We start from the raw sequence: 17,478 nt of genomic DNA, 5'->3' as shown, positions 1-17,478 counted from the left end.
CGGAGGGTGGGGCTAGACGCCCGGGGATTTTGCGTCGGGCGACACGGGGCGGCGGCGCCAGAAGTTGGCGAGGAGGGAGCCGGAGATGTTCATCCAGGGGCTGAAGACGGCGGCGGCGAGGCCGACGGTGGCGAGCTTGCCCATCGAGGCGGCGAGTCCTGAAGCCATGCCGCCGTTTTGCAGGCCGACCTCGATGGCGACGGTGCGGCGGGAGGCTCGGTCGAGGCGGGCGAGCCAAGCGAGGGAGTAGCCGAGGACGTAGCCGAAGGTGTTGTGAAGGACGGCGACGACAAAGAGCAGGCCACCGACGAGGAGAAGGTTGTCGCGGCCGGCGGCGGTGGTGATCGTCGTGAAATAGACGATACCGGCCATGGAGAAGAGGGGCATGCGGCCGGGGAGCGAGGGAAAGGCGCGGACGAGGGCGGCGTAGAGGACGCCGACGACGATGGCTGCGGCGATGAAGGCGAGGGACTCGAGGGAGAGGTGGACAGTTTTGGCGAGATCGGGCCGGGCGAGGGATGAGGCGGAGGAGAAGAGCCAGACGCAGAGGACGGCGGAGAGGATGGCAGAGATGAGCCAGGCGCGGCGGGTGGCGGGCGGTGCGTTGCGGAGGTGATCGCCGAGGAGGGCGGCGCCGATGGGGACGATGACGATCTTGACGATCTCCATCATCATCTTGGTGAAATCGACTTCGACGAGGCGGCCGGCGAGGAGGTTCATCCACATGGGGGTCATGAACGGGGCGATGAGCGTGGTGACGGCGGTGGCGGTGATGGAGAGGGCGAGGTTGGCCTTGGCGATGTAGCACATGACATTCGAGGCGAGCCCGCTGGAGCAGGCGCCGATGAGGATGACGCCGGCGGCGACTTCGTCGGGGAGGGTGAAAATTTTTGTCAGTGCGAAGCCGACGAGGGGCATGACGATGAACTGGCTGGCGACGGCGATGAGGACGCCGTAGGGCATTTTGGCGACGCCGGCGAAATCCTTGAGGCTCATCTGGGTGCCCATGCCGAACATGACCATCTGCACGGCGATCAGCGTGAGCCATTTGTTGCGGAGGTCGAAGTCGCCCCAGTGGAGTAGCTGCGCGGGGTAGATCATGGCGGCGACGACAGCGGCGATGATCCAGGCGGTGTACTGGTAGGATTTGAGGGAGGGCGAAGAGCCGAGGCCGAGGGCGAGGAGGACGGCGGCAGCGACGGCGGCGGGCTGCCAGAGTGCTGGGTTACCGGATACGAGGCCGATGAGCAGGGCGAGGAGGGCGGGGGCGACGGCGAAGAGGGCGAGTTTGCGGAGGGGCATGGAACGGGGCGGAAGTATTGAGGGAGGAGGCAGATGTTTTAACAGATGATGCCGCTGTAGTTGTCAGCGGTGTGTCAGAAAGTGGTCAGGGATTTGTCATGGTCTGCGGCCTGTATGCCCTATGGCTTTGTGGTTTTGGGGGCGGGATTGAGGGCTCGGAGCCAGTCGCCTTTGAGGTCGGTGTAGGCTTCGTAGCCGCGGGCACCGCCGAGGGTGGTGGTGAGTTTGGTCTGAGCTTCTTGGGCGAGGGAGGAGAGCTGGGCGTCGCGTTGGGCGGTGGAGAGTTGTTGGTCGGAGCGGATTTTTTTGGCGCGTTGATTGATGTCGTCGCGGACGGTGTTGATTTTGCCGATCGTCGATAGCGGGAGATCGAGGCGGACCATGAGGCGGGCGGTTCTGTCGCCGCCGGATTCCATGACCTGCTTGTAGTCGGCGTAGCGTTCGGGGCCGAGAGCGGCCTGGATTTGGGGCTCTAGTTTTTTCTGCGCTTCGGATCGGGCTTTGCCGGAGGCTTCGTCGTAGGATTGCTCGTTGAATTGTTCGTCGAGAGGGCGCTGGAGTGCGAAGAGGGCTTTGTACTCGGCTTCGGTGGGACGGAATAGGTCGAGTTGCTGGCGGAGGTTATTGGCGGTGGGGCTACTGCGGTAGAGGTACTCGGAATACTGTTCGGGCGTGAGCGTTTGCTGAAAGTCGCGCTGGAGTTCGGATTCGAGGAGTTTGAGTTGTTTCTTTTCGTCGGCGGTGAGTTCGGAGCGCGGGCGTTTCTGCGCGTTCATGTAGAGCTCGGATTGGAGTTCCTGGTAGTCGGTTTGGATTTTCGAGAGCTCCTGGAGTTTTTCGACGGGGAGGTCGCCGAACTGACGGCGGGCGTATTGCTGCATCTGGTCGTCGCCGGCGATGGCTTCGGGGCTGGAGAAATATTTTTGATAAACCTTCGATTCCTTTTGCATCACTTCCATGAGTTTCGCGCGTTGGGCGGCGTCCTCAGGCATGGAATAATAGCCGGAGGAAGCTCTCCAGTAGGGGCGGTCTTCCTGTTTGCCGACGATGTCGGCGCGGATGGTTTCGAATTTTTTCTGCGCGAGGGGCAGGATGATCGCGCGGATTTCGCGGAAGGAGAAACCGGCGGATTTCAGGCGGGAGACAAATTGGTCGAAGTCTTCGGAGTAGAGCTGGCTCCAGAGGTTTTGGAGCGAGGCGGCGGACTGAGAGTCAGTGGTCGTGACGGTGTCGGATGCGGAGGAGTTGGCTTGTTTCTGCGGGCCGCTGCTTGTGGACGAGTTTGCGTTGGCGGTAGAGGAGAGGTTGCCGGTGGTAGTCGGAGAGGCGTTGGGTTTCAGGAAGACGGCGGCGGCAAGGGCCAGGTTTGCGAGCAGCGTGAGAGAGAGGAGGACGGTGGAAATTTTCATCGGGGGCGCGTTCAGCGGGTGGCGGGGTTCTTGGGCTTAGGCGCCAGCCGGGTGAGCCAGTTGCCGGTGTATTTTTTATACTCGTCTAGATTTTGAGCGCCGATGGTGGCGGTGACTTTTTCCGTGGCGTCTTTTTCCAGTGCGGCGAGTTGCGAGGCCTGTTGTTCGGAGTTGAGGGATTTGTCGGCGCGGATGGCTTCGGCGCGTTTGTTGGCGGCGCGCTGGGTGGCGACGAGTTCGCGGGCGGAGTCGGCGGGGAGGCCGAGTTGAGTCAGGGTAGAGCGAGTGGAAGAGTAGTTGCCGTCGGTCAGGAGTTCGTACTCGGCGTAGCGCTCAGGGCCGAGGGCGGCTTTGAATTGTTCGGTGAGCTGGGGGAGAGCGGCTTTGCGGAGGTCGCTTTGTTCGCCGGAGAGATTGTCGCGGCCGTAGCGGGCGTCGAAATCGTGCTGGGCTTGGTAGAGCGCGAGAAACTCGGTTTCAGTGGCGTCGAAGAAACGGAGTTTGCCGCGAATCTCGGAGGCAGAGGGGCTGTTGCGGCGGTCGTAGTCTTCGAGTTCGTCGGGGGTGAGCAGGGCGGAGAGGTCGGTACGCTTTTCTTTTTCGAGGAAGGCGAGTTTTTCGCGGTCTTCGGCGAGGACGACACCTTTGGCGTTGTCGCGGATCTGGGAGGAGAGTTCGCCGTAGTCGCGGGAGATGGCTTGGAGCTCGGTGATCTTAACGGAGGGGAGGTTGCCAAAACTGCGGGCGCGGGAATCGCGTTCATAGAACGAGAGGGAGTCGGTGTCGTCGCCGAGGAGTTTGCGGACGGAGTCTGAGATTTCGCGTTCGAGGGCGCGGCGTTCGGAGCGGGTGGCGACGTCGCCGTCGAAGTTATACCAGGCGTTGGTGCGCCAGTAGGGAGTCTCGGCTTGTTTGGCGGCGAGTGCGCGGAAGCGGTCCTGGTAGCGACTACGGATGCGCTCGGTCATGAGGCTGCGCACGACCTCGGGAGGAAATCCGGACGAGCGAAGAAGCGAGAGAGCGGCGGTGTCGTCGGGGTTTTGGAGGAGTTGCTGCCACTGTGCGGAGAATGCGTCGGGGGTTTGCGCAGCGGCAGTGGCGGCGGGTGAGGGAGAAGCGGCGGTGGAGTGTGGGCTGTGTGCCGCGGGTGAGGTAGAGCGCTGCCAGAGGACGACGGCGAGGGCGGCGTTGGCGACGAGGGAGAATGCGATGAGCAGAGGTGTGCGGCGCGGCATGGGGTGGTTGAAAGCGGACAGTTGTCGAAGGCTTCGACTACGAAGCCACGCGGACAGGGGAGAACGAGCAACGAGCATGTCCCGCATTGACGGGACGCGTCGGACGGCGCGCCGAGATTTATGAAAGCAGCGAGGCGAGGTGTTGGATCGCGATGGGGGGGCTGGCGAGGATGGGGATGCGTTTGTCTGCGGATGGGAGCGTGTCGACGACGCGAGCCATGGAGGCTTGGGCGAGGAGGATGACGTCGACCTTGGAGGAGAGTTCGCGGAGGGCGGCGGCGACTTTGGTGTCGTGCGTGGCGGAGTCGCCGGCCATGAGGGCTTCGAAGGCGCCTTCGACGAGCACGGAGCTGAGCTCGATTTGCTTGCCGGCGGCGGCGGCGCGTCGTTGGACGAGGTCGGAGGTCGGCTCGAGGGTGGTGGAGAGTGTTGCGATGACGCCGATACGTTTGCCGGTTTTGACCGCTTGATCAGCCATGGGCTGATCGACGCGGAGGACGGGGACGGCGGAGAATTTGGCGGAGGCTTCGACGGCGGGTCCGATGGAGGAGCAGGTGACGAGGATGTGATCAGCGCCGCCGGCTTCGGCGGAGGAGACGTAGGCCTGGACGCGGCGGGCGATGTCGGCCGTGAGCGAGCCTTTGGCGCGGATGCCGGAGACGAGGGAGTCGTCGACGATGTTGAAGGTTTTTACGGAGGGCAGGTGCGTTTTGCAGAGCTGCTGAAAGACGGGGACGAGGGTGGCGGAGGTGTGGATGAGGGCGAGGGTGGGCATGGGAGAAGAGTGAAGGGTGAAGAGTGAATGGGGAAACTCGGAGGCGGAGTGGGTCACGGAGGACACGAAGTTCGGACACAGAGGGCGCGGAGGTCGGAGGGGCGGAGGTTTGGGGAGAAGATTTTATGAACCGCTAATGGACGCGAAAGGACGCTAATTTTCGGAGGGTTTATCGGCGGAGTTTTTAACCACAGATACGGGCAGGATACGGCAGGGATTTCGGAAGGGGATTTTGGACAGGATTACGGGATGGATAGGATTGGGTGAAGATGGGTGAGAGTAGACACGGCGTGAATGGAGGTGGGGGTTTGGAGCGGGGTAACTCTCTGTTAAATCTGTGTCCGGGCTCTGTGTGCTCTGTGGCAGAGATCGAAGATTGGGTCAGAGGTGGCCGGAGGCGACGGCGGCGAAGTAGTCGTCGGCGCCGACTTGGCCGCCTTTGAAATTTACTTCGAGGTTGTCGGCGGGGCTGTTCGGGGCGTAAGCGCGGCAGAGGGGGGCGCCGGGAGCCAGAGGGGCGATCATTTCGACGGCTTCGATGCCGACGGCGCGGGCGGCGTAGCTCGAACTGTCTCCGCCGGCGAAGAGGACGCGTTTGAGGCGGAGGCGTTCGAGGGTGCCGCGGACGACGTTGCCGAGGGCGGTGCCGAGGATTTCAGCGGAGCGGGCGCCGAGGGCAGCGATGTGCGGATCGACTTGGGCGGTGCCGCCGGTGTGGACGACGGTGTGGTGGCCGCGAGCGAGGGATTGGACGGCGGCTTCGATGGTGGCGGCGAGGGCGGAGCTGTGGTGGAGCGAGGTGGCGGCGTGGGTATCGAGGCGGATCTCGGTGAACTTGTTTTCGCGGGCCCAAGCGAGCTGGCGGGCGGTCACGGGAGAACAACTACCGCAGACGACGAGGAGCGGTTCGACGGCGCCGGGGTGTGGCCAGGAGGCGATGTGGCTGAGGCGTTTTTTAGCGTCCCAGTGTGCGCCGAGGGCCATCTCGACGCCGGAGGAGCCGACGGTGAAGAGCGGGTCGAGGCGGCTGGCGTGTTCGTCGAGGAGGGAGCCGATGCGGGGAAGTTGGGAAGCGTAGAGGAGGTCGAAGAGGACGATGTCGTTTTTGTCGGCGATGAGTTTGGCGAGGGCGGCGTGGGCTTCGTGGTCGGGGAGCTCGAGCTGGAGGATGTTGAAGAGGCCGGTTTTCTTTTTGGTTTGTTGCGCGAGGTGGAGGCGGAGGTCGGCCTCGTGCATGGGGGTAATCGGGTGTTTGCTGGCGGAGGGGTGGCGGTCGAGGCGGTGGATTTCGCCGGTGGAGCCGATGCCCATGCGAGCGAATAGCGTGCCGAAGACGCAGTGGCGGCCGAGGGCGGGTGCGCCGATGAGAAGGGGGACGAAGGGGCGTTGGAAAATTTCGGAGCCGACGTCGATCGCGCGGCCGATGCTGCCGGTGGTCGGGGAGGAGTCGAAGGTGGAGCAGACCTTGTAGTGGACGTGTGGAGACCCGAGGGCGCGGAGGGCGGTGAAGGCGGGGCGGAGGGTGCGCTCCATGTCGGCGGGGGCGAGGGAGCGGGTGAGGCCGGCGACGCCGATGGCTTGAAGGCTGGGGTGGCGGGCGAGTTGCGCGGGTGTCGGTGGGTCGAGGAAGAGGCGGGTGCGCGCGCCGGCGCGGGAGAGGAATTCAAGGGCGTCGGTCGAGCCGGTGAAGTCGTCGCCGTAGTAGGCGAGGAGAAGTTCGGACGACGTCGAAGGCGGACGGGGGTTATTTTTATCGGAGGGGGACACAGAGGGCACGGAGTGCGGACACGGAGGACGGAAGGGACGGAATTTTTGAACCGCTAATGAACGCTAAGGGACGCTAATTTCGGAATGGCGGATTTTTTAACCACAGATGGGGGCAGGATACGGAAGGGATTCCGGAAGGAAATTTTGGACAGGATTACAGGATTTCGGAGCGGCGGGCTGCGGTAGTTTGTAGTTGGTAATTGGTAGTTGGGGGACGGAAGAGGTTGTCTCGCGAAGCGGGCGAAGGAAGCGAAGGCGGGAGAACGAAAATGAGTAAGAGAAAGATTGTGGAGTACGGAGGCGCTGACCAGAGGTCCGGCCCTACGATTACTTAGCGAATTTTTGGGCGGAGAGGGCGAGGTTGGGGCGTTGGGCGAGGCACTGGTCGTAGGTTAATCCGGATACGGCGGCTTCCCACCATTCGCGGAGGGCGTGGACGCCGGCGGCTGGTCCGTTCGGGTGTGCCATGATGCCGCCGCCGGCCATGTAGAGGAGGTCGGTAGTTTGGGTGCGGCGCCAGGTCTCAGGCGCCTGACCGCCCCATTGGCCGGAGGAGACGACGGGGAGGAGGGGTTTGTTGAGGGGTTCGGCGGCGAGGCAGGATTGGATGGAGCGGACGACGGAGTCGTCGGATTCCCAGAATTTGTTCGCGATGCCGTTGACGTGGAGCTGGTCGACGCCGGCGAGGCGCCAGAGTTTTTGGTAGGCGGGGTACTCGATGCCGAGGAGCGGGTGGCGGTTGAGCATGCCCCAGCCGTTGCGGTGGCCGTGGATGGCGAGCTGGCCGAGGTCGCAGATTTTTTTGGAGGCGGAGAGGCCGACGCTGTTGAGGCTGATCATGGCGCAGGTGCCGCCGCTGCGGACGATCTTCTCGTAGTGGCGCTGCATGGCGTCGATTTCGTCGGAGACGTTGAAGGCGTACATGACCTTCTTGCCGGTGCGGTCGGCGTGGGCGTTGATGACGCGCATGATGGCGTCGACGCGGGCGTCGAAGGGCGAGTGCGGCGGGTTGGCCATGAGCTCGTCGTCTTTGATGAAGTCGATGCCGGCTTCGACGAGCGTGCGGACGAGTTCGGCGGTCGTGTCGGGAGACATACCGATGCTCGGTTTGATGATGGTGCCGATGAGCGGGCGTCCGGCGGGGACGTTGGTGAGCCGGCGGCAGCCGGGGATGCCGAATTGCGGACCGCGGAAGCGGGCGGAGAATTCAGCGGGGAAATCGAGGTCGATCAGTTTAAGGCCGGAGAATTGGGCGAGTTCGTAGAGGTTGCCTTGAACTGTGGATACGAGGGTCGGGAGGTTGTGGCCGAAATTTTCGAGGGACCAGGAGACGGCGACTTCGGCGCGGCGGTAAACGGCGTTCGGCGGAGTTGGGCGGCCGGTGGGAATGGCGGGGGTGGGCGACGTGTCGAGGGGCTTGATGGATTCTACGCGGGCGGCGAAGCGTTGTTTGAGTTCGGCGGTTTCACCGGGGACTTCGACGAAGGTGCCGGAGGATTGTTCGCCGGCGAGCGTGGCGGCGGCCTTGGCGAGGTCGTTGGGCGTTTCGATGAAGTAGCGGGCGGTGAGGCGAGGGGAACTGGAGCTCATGCGGAAAACCGGAGATAGGCGGGATTATTTTTTAACCACGGAGACACAGAGGGCACGGAGGTAGGAGCTAAGATTTCTGAGGATGAGGTTTTTAACCACAGATGGCACGGAGGAAGACAGGATGACGGAGGGAGACGGGAGTGGAGGAGGGAACGATCTTCGGGGCGTAGGTGCGGACCAGAGGTCCGCACCTACGGGCGGAGTGAGTTATTTTTCGAGGGCTACTGGGTTGGTGAGAGTGCCGATTTTTTCGATTTCGATGGAGACGGTGTCGCCGGGGCGGAGCCAGCGGGGGTCGGGTTTGGCGGCCATGCCGACGCCTTGAGGGGTGCCGGTCAGGATGACGGTGCCGGGGACGAGGGTGGTGCTGCCGCTGAGATATTCGATGAGGGCGGGGATATCGAAAATCATGTCACCGGTGTTGGAATCCTGAACACGCTCGCCGTTTAGGAGCGTGGAGATGCGGAGCGAATTGGGGTTGGGGATTTCGTCGCGGGTGACGAGCTTGGGGCCTAGGGGAGCGAAGGTGTCGAAGAATTTGCCGCGGCACCATTGTCCACCGCCGAGTTTGATCTGGTGGTCGCGGGCGGAGACGTCGTTGCAGCAGGTGTAGCCGAGGACGTAGTCGAGGGCGTTGGTGCGGCTCACGTTTTTCGCGGCTTTGCCGATGACGACGGCGAGTTCGCACTCGTAGTCGACTTCGTTGGAGGCGAGGTGCGTGGGGATCTGGATCGGGTCGTTTGGGTTTTGGGCGGTGTTGATGCCTTTGACGAAAAGGATGGGGCGCTGGGGGATCTTGGCGTTGGTCTCGGCGGCGTGCTGGCGGTAGTTGAGGCCGATGCAGAGGATCTGGGTGGGCGCGATCGGAGAAAGGAGTTTGGTGACCTGCGCGCGGTCAGAGGTGACTTTGTGGGCGCCGTAGATGTCGCCTTCGATGCGGAGGGCGGTGCCGTCGGGTTGTTCGGCGGCGTGGTGGGCGACGTTGGCGGAGTCGAGATAGCGGATGAGTTTCATTGGGAAATTGGGATTCGGGATCGGAAGTTTTTAACCACAGATGGGGAAGGATACGGAGGGATGTCGGAAGGGGGGGAGCGTTTTTCTGTGGCAGAAAGCTCGGAGCTTTATTTTCCGGCGCTCCAGCCGCCGTCGATGAGGTGGCAGGAGCCGGTGACCATGGCGGCTTCGTCGCTCGCGAGGTACAACGCGGCTGCGGCGATTTCTTCGGGTTTGGCCATGCGGCCGGTGAGTTGGGTCGCTGACATGTCGCGGTAGGCTTTTTCGGGGTCGGGGTATTCGGCGATGCGGGCTTTGACGAAGGGTGTCTCCACGCGGCCAGGACAGATGGCGTTGAAGCGGACGCCGGTGTGGGAGTGGTCGAGGGCGAGAGCCTTCGTGAGGCCGACGACGGCGTGTTTGGTGATCGTGTAGGTGAGGCGGTCGCGGACGGCGACGATGCCGCCGATGGAGGCCATGTTGATCACGGAGCCGCTGCCGCGCGTGAGCATGGCGGGGACGAAGGCTTTGCAGAGATTGAAGGGGCCACGGACGTTGACGGCGTGGAGGCGGTCGAGGTCGGCGGCGGCGGTGCCGAGGAGGTTGCCGACGTGGCCGATGCCGGCGTTGTTCACGAGGATGTCGATCGCGGGGAGGCGGGCGGCTAGGGCGTGGGCGTCGGATTCGGAGGAGACGTCGAGGGCGGCGAAGTCGGCGCGGTGGCTGGCGGCGCGGATGGTGGCGACGGTGGCTTCACCGGCGGGGGCGTCGCGGTCGATGACCCAGACGTGGGCGCCGGCGGCGGCGAGGGTTTGCGCGATGGCCTGGCCGATGCCGGAGCCGGCGCCGGTGACGAGGGCGGTTTTGTTGGTGAGGGAGAACACGGTTGTGAAAGTAGCGAGTAGGTCGGAGTCAGAAGGCGGAGTCGGATTGGGTCACAGAGGGCACGGAGTGCGGACACTGAGAGCACAGAGGTCGGGGACGGAAATGGAGAGAAGGTCGGAGGGCGGGATTTTTTTAACCACTGATGAGCACTGAGGGACACTAATGGCGGAGGACGGATTTTTAACCACAGATGGCACGATGGGCAGGGATGGCGGAGGGGAGAAAAGAGAGAGAGTTATGGGTCAGGCCGTGAGGGCGTTGGCTTCTTGTTGGGCGCGGGCGAGGAGGGAGGGAATTGACTCGTCGGTATCGACGGCGGAGGTGACGAGGCGGTCGATGACGGCGGAGAGTTCGGACCAGTGGGCGAGGCGGGGGAGTTCGCGGGCGTGGGCGTGGATTTTTTCCAGCTCGCGGTAGAAAGGGATGACGCGGTTTACGTCGGCATCGTGCCAGGTGGATTTGCGGCAGCCGATGGCGCCTTCGAGGGTGAGGAGTTTGTCGTTTTCGGCGGAGGCGCAGTGGCGGAGGAAATCGTAGGCGATTTTTGCGTGGGGCGAGCCGGAGCCGATGCCGAGGGTCCAGTAGACGTTGAGCGAGGCGCTGGTGCTGCCGGGGGCGGCGGGGAGGGGGGCGACGGCGACGCGGCCTTTGACGGCGCTGTCGGCCAGGGTTTCGCCCATGGCGGCGAAGCCGAACCAGTTGACCATCATGGCGACTTCACCGCGGGCGAAGGCGAAGCCGCTTTGGACGGAGTCGAGTTCGCGGGACTTCGGGTGAGTGGCGGATGAGTCGGTGAGCATCTCGCGGTAGAAGGCGAGGGCGGCTTCGGCGGCGGGGGTGTTGAGGTAGAGGCGGCCTGCGGTGTCGAAGAGTTCGCCGCCACGGGTCCAGAGCTGGAGGCAGAAGTCGTAGACGGTGTTATGGCCGTCCGGATACGCGGCGAAGACGGTGCCCCATTGGTTGGCGGAGGCTTTGGTGAGGAGGCGGGCGGTGGCGTGGAACTCGTGCCACGTGCGCGGTGGCTGGAGGCCGGCGGCGTCGAAGAGGTCTTTGCGGTAGATGAGGCACTCGGGGCCGTCGTGGTAGGGCAGACCGAGGATCGCTTTGTCGAAGCGCTGGTAGCGGAGGAGGGAGTCGGTCCAGCCGTGGGGGAAGTCGGCGGGTGGTTGCGCGGCGATGTGGGGGGCGAGGTCGAGGAGGGCGTGGGTGGCGTGGGCTTCGGCGATCCAGTCGGTGACGATGAAGGCGGCGTCCCAGTTGCCTTTTTTGAGGCCCTGGCGGGCGAAGAGGGTGTCGTGGAGCGGGTGGAGGTCGAGGGGTTCGGCTTCGAGGCGGAGGGTGCAGCCGGTGGTGGCGCAGAAGGACGCCCACTGTTTCTCGATCGCGGATTCGAAGGGGCCGAATTTTCGGACGGCGATGCGGAAGGTTTCGCGACGGGAGGGCATGGGGCGGGGAAAATTAAAAATTCAGAATGATGAATTAAGAATGACCGGAGTGCGTCAGTGGCCGCTGGAGGTGGCGGGTGGTGTGGGCGCGGTGTCGGTGGCGATTTTGTTGCCGTGGGTGATGAAGCCGACGGCGATGACGAGGAGGGCGACGGCGAAGGTGATAAGGCGTTTCGTGGAGACGCGGCATTTTTTCCATTCACCGATGGCGACGCCGAAGCCGCAGCTGAGGAGGATCAGGATGATCATGTGGATCGCCCAGCTGGAGAAGCCGAGCGTGCCCATGCGGTCGTGACCGAGGCCGTAGAAGAAGAATTGCAGGTACCAGAGCAGGCCGGTGAGCGCGGCGAGGAGGTAGTTTTTGATGAGGCCGGTGCCGTCGGCGGTGCCGAAGAATTCGCCGGATGTTTTGTTTTTCAACGAGAGCCAGCCGGCGTAGAAGAGCGTGGTCGTGAAGGCGCCGGGATTGGAGAAGAGGTAATTGGCGGTGAAGGCGAAGTCGCCGGCGCCGTGAGTGAGGGCGAGTTGAGTGATCGGGTCGCCTGCACCGATGGCGAGGCTGTAGACGGCGGAGAGGACGCCGGCGAGGAGGCAGATCGGGATGCCGACGCGGGGATTGAAGTCGGAGACTTGGTAGTCACCGGCACCGAGTTCTTTTTCTTTTTGGAAGCCGGCGAGGCCGGTGAAGAGCATGGCGACGGCGCCGATGAGCACGCCGACGAGTACGTAGGTGAATCCGTTTTGGGAAACGATGCCGGAGAGATTTCCGGCGAGGAAGGGGCCGATGAAGGTGCCGCCGACGCAGGAGACGCCGATGGCGATGGCGTAGGTGAGCGAGAAGCCGATGTAACGAATGGATACACCGAAGGCGATGCCGCCGATGCCGTAGAGCGCTCCGAAGAGATAGGATTTGATCATCGCGTCGCGCGGGGCGGCGGCGAGGACTTCACCGAGATTTGGAATGCAGAAGTAGGCGAAGACCCAGGGGAGAATGAGCCAGCAGAAGGCGGCCTGGACGAGCCAGTAGGTTTGCCAGGCCCATTTGTGGACGAAGCGTTGCGGGGAATAGCAGAGGGCAGCGGAGGCGGCGCCGATGGTGTGGAGGGCGGTGCCGAGGAGTGGATTGGGGGTCATGGGGGGGAATTAAGAATTCAGAATGGAGAATTATGAATGAAGAGTTTCGGAAGTAGGAGTGCGCCACAGAAAGCATGGAGCGCGGACACGGAGGGCACAGAGGTCGGAGATTCGGAGCGCAGAATTTTTAACAGCGAATGGACGCTAAGGGATGCGGATGGCGGAGGTCGGAATTTTTAACCACAGATTGCACAGATGGGAACGAATGGGATCACGGAGGCGGTGCGGTGTTGGTCGATGTTAGAGGGAGAATTCTGTTTGGATTTGGGTCGTGTGTTGGCCGACTCGGGGGGCGCCTTTGGGGGATTTGAAGTGCTGGCCGTCGATGGTGATGGGGCAGCGGGTGGTGCGGAGCGTCGGACCATCGTCGCGGGTGACGTCTTGGACCCAGTCGAGGACTTTGAAGGCGTCGGTCTGCCAGAGTTTTTCCCACGAGAGGACTTCGGCGCACCAGTAGTCGGAGGCTTCGAGGCGCGAAATCCAGTGGGCGGTGGGCTGGAGTTTCAGGTGGAGCGCGATGAGTTGTTTGATTTCGTCGCGGTGGGTGAACCAAGTCTTGGCGTCGGCGTAACCGGCGAGCGCTGGGAGTTCGAGGAGCTGGCCGAGGGTGGTGATCGAGCCCATGGCGAGGGCGAGGTAGCCGTCGGCCGTGGCGTAGATGCCGTAGGGGGCGCCCAGATACGCGTTGCCGTTATTGACGGCGGAGCGTTGCGGGGCTTTGCCGCCATCGTTGAGGAAGGTGGTCGTGAGCTCGAACTGGAGGTCGAGGATGGACTCGAGGAGGGAGACTTCGACGAGGCCGCCTTTGCCGGTGACGCCGCGGCGGATGAGGGCGGCGAGGATACCTTGGACAAGGTGCGCGCTGGCGGTGAGGTCGGCGACGGAGAGGCCGAAGGGGAGCGGGGGCTGGTCGGCGTTGCCGTTGAGGTGGACGAGGCCGGAGCGGCTTTGCGCGAGGAGGTCCTGGCCGGGGAGATCGACCCACGGGCCTTTGCTTCCGTAACCGGTGACGACGCCGTAGACGAGGCGTGGGTTGAGGGCGGCGCATGCGTCGGCGCCGAGGCCGATGCGGTCCATGACGCCGGGGCGAAAATTTTGGATGAGGACGTCGGCCTTCGCGATGAGTTGTTTAACCTTGGCGAGGTCGGCCGGGTTTTTGAGGTCGGCGGCGTAGCTCTGTTTATTGCGGTTGATCGAGTGGAAGAGCGTGCTGTCGCCGTCGAGCGAGAGGTTGGAGATGTAGAGGTGGCGGCAGATGTCGCCGGAGCCGGGGCGCTCGATCTTGATGACGCGGGCGCCGAGGTCGGCGAGGCGCGTGGCGGCGAAGGGGCCGGCGAGGAATTGGGCGAAGTCGAGAACGAGGAGGCCTTCGAGGGGGCGCATGGGAAAGGCGAATGAAGAATTAGGAATGCAGAATTATGAATGAAGACCGGTGGAGTCTCGTGGAGGAAAAATGTGCGGGAGGGTGGGCGAGGGTTAGGTGAAGCGCGAAGACGCGAAGGCGCTAAGGTCGGAGCGAAGAACGGAATCGGAGGGCGGAATTTTTAACCACAGATGGGAAGGGATACGGAATGATTAGGAGGGGGGATTGGGCTCTGTGGTTTCCCCTCATTTGAGCTTTAGGAGAGGGTGGCGGCGTGGGTGAGGGTTTGGCGGTAGAGGGTGTCGAGTTGGGCGAGGGCGTCGGTGTCGGAAATTTGGGTGCGGAGGGCGGCGTGGAGGAGGGGGCCGCCTTTTTCCTGGAATTCCATGTAGCCGCAGTAGCGGGGGCGGACGTAGGCGCGATCAAGCGTCGGGAGAGTGTTGGTGAAATAGTTGCCGGCAGAGCGGTTGTTGTCGGCATCGAGCCAGGCGGTGCGGTGGCCGGGTTGGCCGCCGGCTTGGGTGAAGAGGGTGCGCTGTGTGTTTCCGGAGGCGGCGAACTGGGCGTAGGCGAGGGCGGCTTCGCGGTTGGGGCGGAGGGCGGAGAGGGCGAGGCCGGTGCCGCCGAGAGTGGTGTGGAGCGGCTTGCAGTTGAGGTGCGGGACGTCGCCGAAGGTGAGGACGTGGTCGGCGTAGCCGGGGCGGGCGTAGTTGGAGTAGCCGTACGCGAAGGCGCAGTAGGCGATGCGGGTGTTGGCTGTTGAAGAGACGAGGTTGTGCGAGGCGATGGGGTTGCGGGTCCAGCAGCCGGGTTCGCAGAGGGAGATGAGTTCGCGGAGTCGGTCGAGGGCGAAGCGGCCGGTGTCGGTGGAGACGACGCGCTCACGAGTGGCGAAGGGCGTTTCGCCGTTCGCGAGGCAGAGCGTGTAGAAATCCATCAGGCAGTTGATGGGGGCGGCGGGGACTTCGACGTGGCCGACGCGGGCGAGCGTGAGGAGGTCATCCCAGGTTTTGGGGACGGAGAGGCCGAGGGAGGAAATGAGGTCTTCGCGCCAGAAGGCGATCGGTGTGGCGGCGTCGATTGCGAGGGCCCACTGGTGTCCGGCGAAGTTATAGCTCGCGTGGGACTGGCCGACGGAGTTGGCGGCTTGATCGGCGAGGAAGGCGGCGGGGAGGTGTTGATCGATTGGGAGAAGCGGGCCGTGTTTGGCGGCGTATCCGGAAAACGGATGGTCGATGACCATCAGGTCGTAGTCGGCGGCGAGTTTTTCGACGGGAAATTCCTCGAAGGCTTTGAGCGAGCGTTTTTCCCAGACGATTTCGATGTCGGGGTGGAGTTCGGTGAAACGTTGCGCGGTGGCTACCATGGGGAGGTAGCCACGCGTGTGGTTCCAGGTCATGCCGCGGAGGGTGGGCATTGGAGGAAGTAGCGAGTAGTGAGTAGCGGGTAGCGAGTAGGTCGGAGGCGGCGGCGAAGCGGCGCGCTCCAATCAATCGCGGACTATCAAAGCGTTTTGGCGGCGGTGGTGAGGGCTTTGAGTTTGGCGCGGGTGATGTCCAAGGGGACGTGGCCGAAGCCGCATTCGCTCGTGAGGACGAGACGTTCGCGAGGGAAATGGGCGAGCGCGGGTTCGACGCGTTTGCGAATGACTTCGGTATCTTCGAGGGCGTCGCTGCGCTGGTCGATCACGCCAAGGGCGAGGTCGCCTTTGAATTTCCACTGATCCCAGAGCGTCATGAGGTCGTAGCTGAGCGTGCAGTGCTCGAGGGAGACTTCGTCGATTTTCACTTTGGAAAATGCGGGGACGAGGTCGGTGTATTTCGTGAAGTAAACGCGTTTGCGGCGCGGGTTGCCGCCGCAGACGTGGAGGCCGATGCGGGCGCGGCCTTTGAGGGAATCGATAAGTTCGTTGAGGATATCGGCAGCCCAAGAGGATTGCTCGGGGGCTTCGGTCCACATGGGTTCGTCGAACTGGATGAAGTCGCAGCCGGCGTCGATGACGGCGGTGAGTTCTTCGGAGAGGATTTTCGCGTAAGCGCGGCAGAGGGCTTGTTCGTCGGGGTAGAGGTCGGGGCGCTCGTTGACGGAGAAGCGGGCGAGGACGTGCGGGCCGGTGACGGTTTGTTTGACGCGGACGTTGGCGGGCGCGGATTCGCGGGCGAGTTTCCACCAGCGGGCGAGCTGGCAGCGTGGGTTTTTAATCGTATCGACGACGCGGGCACACTCGATGCCGAAGCCGGCGGTGCCGAAGGTTTTCTTCGGCATGTTTTCGAAGGAGATGCCGTCGAGGCGGCGCTGGTAGAAATAGTACATGTTCTCGCGGTAGCCTTCGCCGTCGGTGATGACGTCGAGGCCGAGCGAGGCCTGGTCTTTCGCGGCCCAGGTGACGAGGGCGACGATGTCGGCATCGGTGAGGGACGGTTTCTTGAGCGTGTCGCCCGTGAAATCAGGGCGGGGATAGGAGCCGACGACGGTGGTGCGGTAGGACATGGTGGAAAGAGTAGTGAGTAGCGAGTAGCGGGTAGTGAGTAGGCGGAGAGTTGTTAGACGGCGGGGAGGCCGACGGTGGCGCGGGCTTCGTTGATGTGGGCGCGGATGGCGTCGACGAGTGGGCGTTGCGTGAAATTGATTTCGTGGCGGAGGCGGGAGCCGTCCATGCGGTCGATCAAGGGTGTGCCGGGTTTGGTTTCGTCGAAGCTGATCTGGGCGTCGGGCAGCCAGCGTTTAACCATCGCGGCGAGTTCGGAGGCGGTGACGGATTCGCCGCCGTTGTTGTAGGCGAAGTGGGAAAGTTTCGGCGCGAGCGACAGGCGCACGAGTTGTTCGGCGGTGTCGTCGACGTAGATCCAGACGTCGCGGGTCTTGGAGTTGAATGGCAGCGTGACGGGGAGGCCAAGTGCGGGCTTGGTGGCGAAGTCTTCGGCCCAGAGGACGGAGCCGCGTTTGCGGCCGTGGCCGAAGACGACGGGCGGGCGGACGCAGGCGAGGCTGATGCCGTGACGGGCGACGTATTTTTGCGCCATGAATTCGTTGAGAACTTTCATCGCGCCGTAGGTGAAGTGATGCTGCGACGGCGGGGCGAAGTCATCCTCGGTGACGTCGCGGTCGCCGAAGAATTCCTGTTTCGCGCCGTAGTAGGTTTCGCTGCTGGTGAAGATGAGGCGCTGGAGTTTTTTCTGCAGCACGGCTTCGAACATGTTGACCATGCCGAGCATGTTGACGCGGACGGCCAGGTGTGGGTTGGCCTCGCACTCGGCGCTCATCAAGTAGGCGAGGTGGATGACGTGGGTGATGTCGGGGTGCTGGTGGAGGACCGACATGACTTCGTGGAATTCGCCAACGTTGGCGGTGACGAAAGTGAGCGGCGTAGTGCCAGCGCGGGCACGGAGCTTGGTCATGGTCTCGGCGTCGCCGGGGAAATCGAGTGCGACGACGGGGATGCCGCGGGCGAGGAGATTGGAAACGACGCGCCAGCCGATGAAGCCGGTGGCGCCGGTGACTAGGAATTTCATTTGGGGGGATTTGGGAAATTAAGAATTCAGAATGAAGAATTATGAATGACCGGAAGGTCGGAATCGGA

At 63.3% G+C, this 17,478-nt stretch carries 14 protein-coding genes; all 14 read right to left on the bottom strand.

All coding sequences use genetic code 11. The features are described 5' to 3' along the window. Positions 1-12 precede the first annotated feature (12 nt). A complete protein-coding gene (locus CMV30_RS04945) occupies positions 13-1,302 on the bottom strand; it encodes a bile acid:sodium symporter family protein (protein ID WP_096054983.1) in 1,290 nt (429 codons plus the stop codon). A 119-nt stretch (positions 1,303-1,421) separates the two neighbouring features. Next, positions 1,422-2,711: a hypothetical protein gene (locus CMV30_RS04940; RefSeq protein WP_096054982.1), complete on the bottom strand. Its 1,290-nt coding sequence runs from the start codon at positions 2,709-2,711 to the stop codon at positions 1,422-1,424. Positions 2,712-2,722: 11 nt separating this feature from the next. Continuing rightward, positions 2,723-3,946, bottom strand: a complete 1,224-nt coding sequence (locus tag CMV30_RS04935; RefSeq protein WP_096054981.1) for a hypothetical protein — start codon at positions 3,944-3,946, stop codon at positions 2,723-2,725. Between the two features lie 118 nt (positions 3,947-4,064). Then, positions 4,065-4,721, bottom strand: coding sequence for an aspartate/glutamate racemase family protein (locus CMV30_RS04930; protein ID WP_096057624.1), 657 nt, complete (start codon positions 4,719-4,721; stop codon positions 4,065-4,067). 381 nt (positions 4,722-5,102) lie between these two features. Next, positions 5,103-6,497 carry a four-carbon acid sugar kinase family protein gene (locus CMV30_RS04925; protein WP_217494461.1) on the bottom strand — a complete coding sequence of 465 codons (1,395 nt, stop codon included), beginning with the start codon at positions 6,495-6,497 and terminating at the stop codon, positions 5,103-5,105. Between the two features lie 318 nt (positions 6,498-6,815). Continuing rightward, on the bottom strand, positions 6,816-8,078 hold the full coding sequence (locus tag CMV30_RS04920) for a ribulose-bisphosphate carboxylase large subunit family protein (RefSeq protein ID WP_096054979.1): 1,263 nt from the start codon (positions 8,076-8,078) through the stop codon (positions 6,816-6,818). Positions 8,079-8,285: 207 nt separating this feature from the next. Further along, positions 8,286-9,092 (bottom strand): fumarylacetoacetate hydrolase family protein, encoded by an 807-nt coding sequence (locus tag CMV30_RS04915; protein ID WP_096054978.1) that lies wholly within the window; start codon positions 9,090-9,092, stop codon positions 8,286-8,288. Positions 9,093-9,199: 107 nt separating this feature from the next. Next, positions 9,200-9,955 carry an SDR family NAD(P)-dependent oxidoreductase gene (locus CMV30_RS04910; RefSeq protein ID WP_096054977.1) on the bottom strand — a complete coding sequence of 252 codons (756 nt, stop codon included), beginning with the start codon at positions 9,953-9,955 and terminating at the stop codon, positions 9,200-9,202. A gap of 243 nt (positions 9,956-10,198) precedes the next feature. After that, entirely contained in the window at positions 10,199-11,401 is a 1,203-nt protein-coding gene (locus tag CMV30_RS04905; RefSeq protein ID WP_096054976.1) for an extracellular solute-binding protein, read from the bottom strand. A gap of 54 nt (positions 11,402-11,455) precedes the next feature. Beyond that, complete coding sequence (locus tag CMV30_RS04900) at positions 11,456-12,535, bottom strand: L-rhamnose/proton symporter RhaT (RefSeq protein WP_096054975.1); 1,080 nt, start codon at positions 12,533-12,535, stop codon at positions 11,456-11,458. A 240-nt stretch (positions 12,536-12,775) separates the two neighbouring features. After that, complete coding sequence (locus tag CMV30_RS04895; RefSeq protein WP_096054974.1) at positions 12,776-13,918, bottom strand: CaiB/BaiF CoA transferase family protein; 1,143 nt, start codon at positions 13,916-13,918, stop codon at positions 12,776-12,778. Positions 13,919-14,154: 236 nt separating this feature from the next. Then, positions 14,155-15,315, bottom strand: coding sequence for an extracellular solute-binding protein (locus CMV30_RS04890; protein WP_096054973.1), 1,161 nt, complete (start codon positions 15,313-15,315; stop codon positions 14,155-14,157). An 86-nt stretch (positions 15,316-15,401) separates the two neighbouring features. Further along, positions 15,402-16,388: a uroporphyrinogen decarboxylase family protein gene (locus tag CMV30_RS04885; protein WP_096054972.1), complete on the bottom strand. Its 987-nt coding sequence runs from the start codon at positions 16,386-16,388 to the stop codon at positions 15,402-15,404. Between the two features lie 53 nt (positions 16,389-16,441). Beyond that, positions 16,442-17,410: an NAD-dependent epimerase/dehydratase family protein gene (locus CMV30_RS04880; RefSeq protein WP_096054971.1), complete on the bottom strand. Its 969-nt coding sequence runs from the start codon at positions 17,408-17,410 to the stop codon at positions 16,442-16,444. Positions 17,411-17,478: the final 68 nt, after the last annotated feature.

Origin of the sequence: Nibricoccus aquaticus, from assembly GCF_002310495.1 — a bacterium.
Lineage (GTDB): Bacteria > Verrucomicrobiota > Verrucomicrobiia > Opitutales > Opitutaceae > Nibricoccus > Nibricoccus aquaticus.
This window is presented reverse-complemented; position numbering and strand designations above follow the sequence as displayed.

What these genes read in the sequence shown, in the direction of transcription:
- CMV30_RS04945 (WP_096054983.1), bottom strand. Translation starts at nt 1,302, where the DNA reads ATGCCCCTCCGCAAACTCGCCCTCTTCGCCGTCGCCCCCGCCCTCCTC.
- CMV30_RS04940 (WP_096054982.1), bottom strand. Translation starts at nt 2,711, where the DNA reads ATGAAAATTTCCACCGTCCTCCTCTCTCTCACGCTGCTCGCAAACCTG.
- CMV30_RS04935 (WP_096054981.1), bottom strand. Translation starts at nt 3,946, where the DNA reads ATGCCGCGCCGCACACCTCTGCTCATCGCATTCTCCCTCGTCGCCAAC.
- CMV30_RS04930 (WP_096057624.1), bottom strand. Translation starts at nt 4,721, where the DNA reads ATGCCCACCCTCGCCCTCATCCACACCTCCGCCACCCTCGTCCCCGTC.
- CMV30_RS04920 (WP_096054979.1), bottom strand. Translation starts at nt 8,078, where the DNA reads ATGAGCTCCAGTTCCCCTCGCCTCACCGCCCGCTACTTCATCGAAACG.
- CMV30_RS04915 (WP_096054978.1), bottom strand. Translation starts at nt 9,092, where the DNA reads ATGAAACTCATCCGCTATCTCGACTCCGCCAACGTCGCCCACCACGCC.
- CMV30_RS04905 (WP_096054976.1), bottom strand. Translation starts at nt 11,401, where the DNA reads ATGCCCTCCCGTCGCGAAACCTTCCGCATCGCCGTCCGAAAATTCGGC.
- CMV30_RS04900 (WP_096054975.1), bottom strand. Translation starts at nt 12,535, where the DNA reads ATGACCCCCAATCCACTCCTCGGCACCGCCCTCCACACCATCGGCGCC.
- CMV30_RS04895 (WP_096054974.1), bottom strand. Translation starts at nt 13,918, where the DNA reads ATGCGCCCCCTCGAAGGCCTCCTCGTTCTCGACTTCGCCCAATTCCTC.
- CMV30_RS04890 (WP_096054973.1), bottom strand. Translation starts at nt 15,315, where the DNA reads ATGCCCACCCTCCGCGGCATGACCTGGAACCACACGCGTGGCTACCTC.
- CMV30_RS04885 (WP_096054972.1), bottom strand. Translation starts at nt 16,388, where the DNA reads ATGTCCTACCGCACCACCGTCGTCGGCTCCTATCCCCGCCCTGATTTC.
- CMV30_RS04880 (WP_096054971.1), bottom strand. Translation starts at nt 17,410, where the DNA reads ATGAAATTCCTAGTCACCGGCGCCACCGGCTTCATCGGCTGGCGCGTC.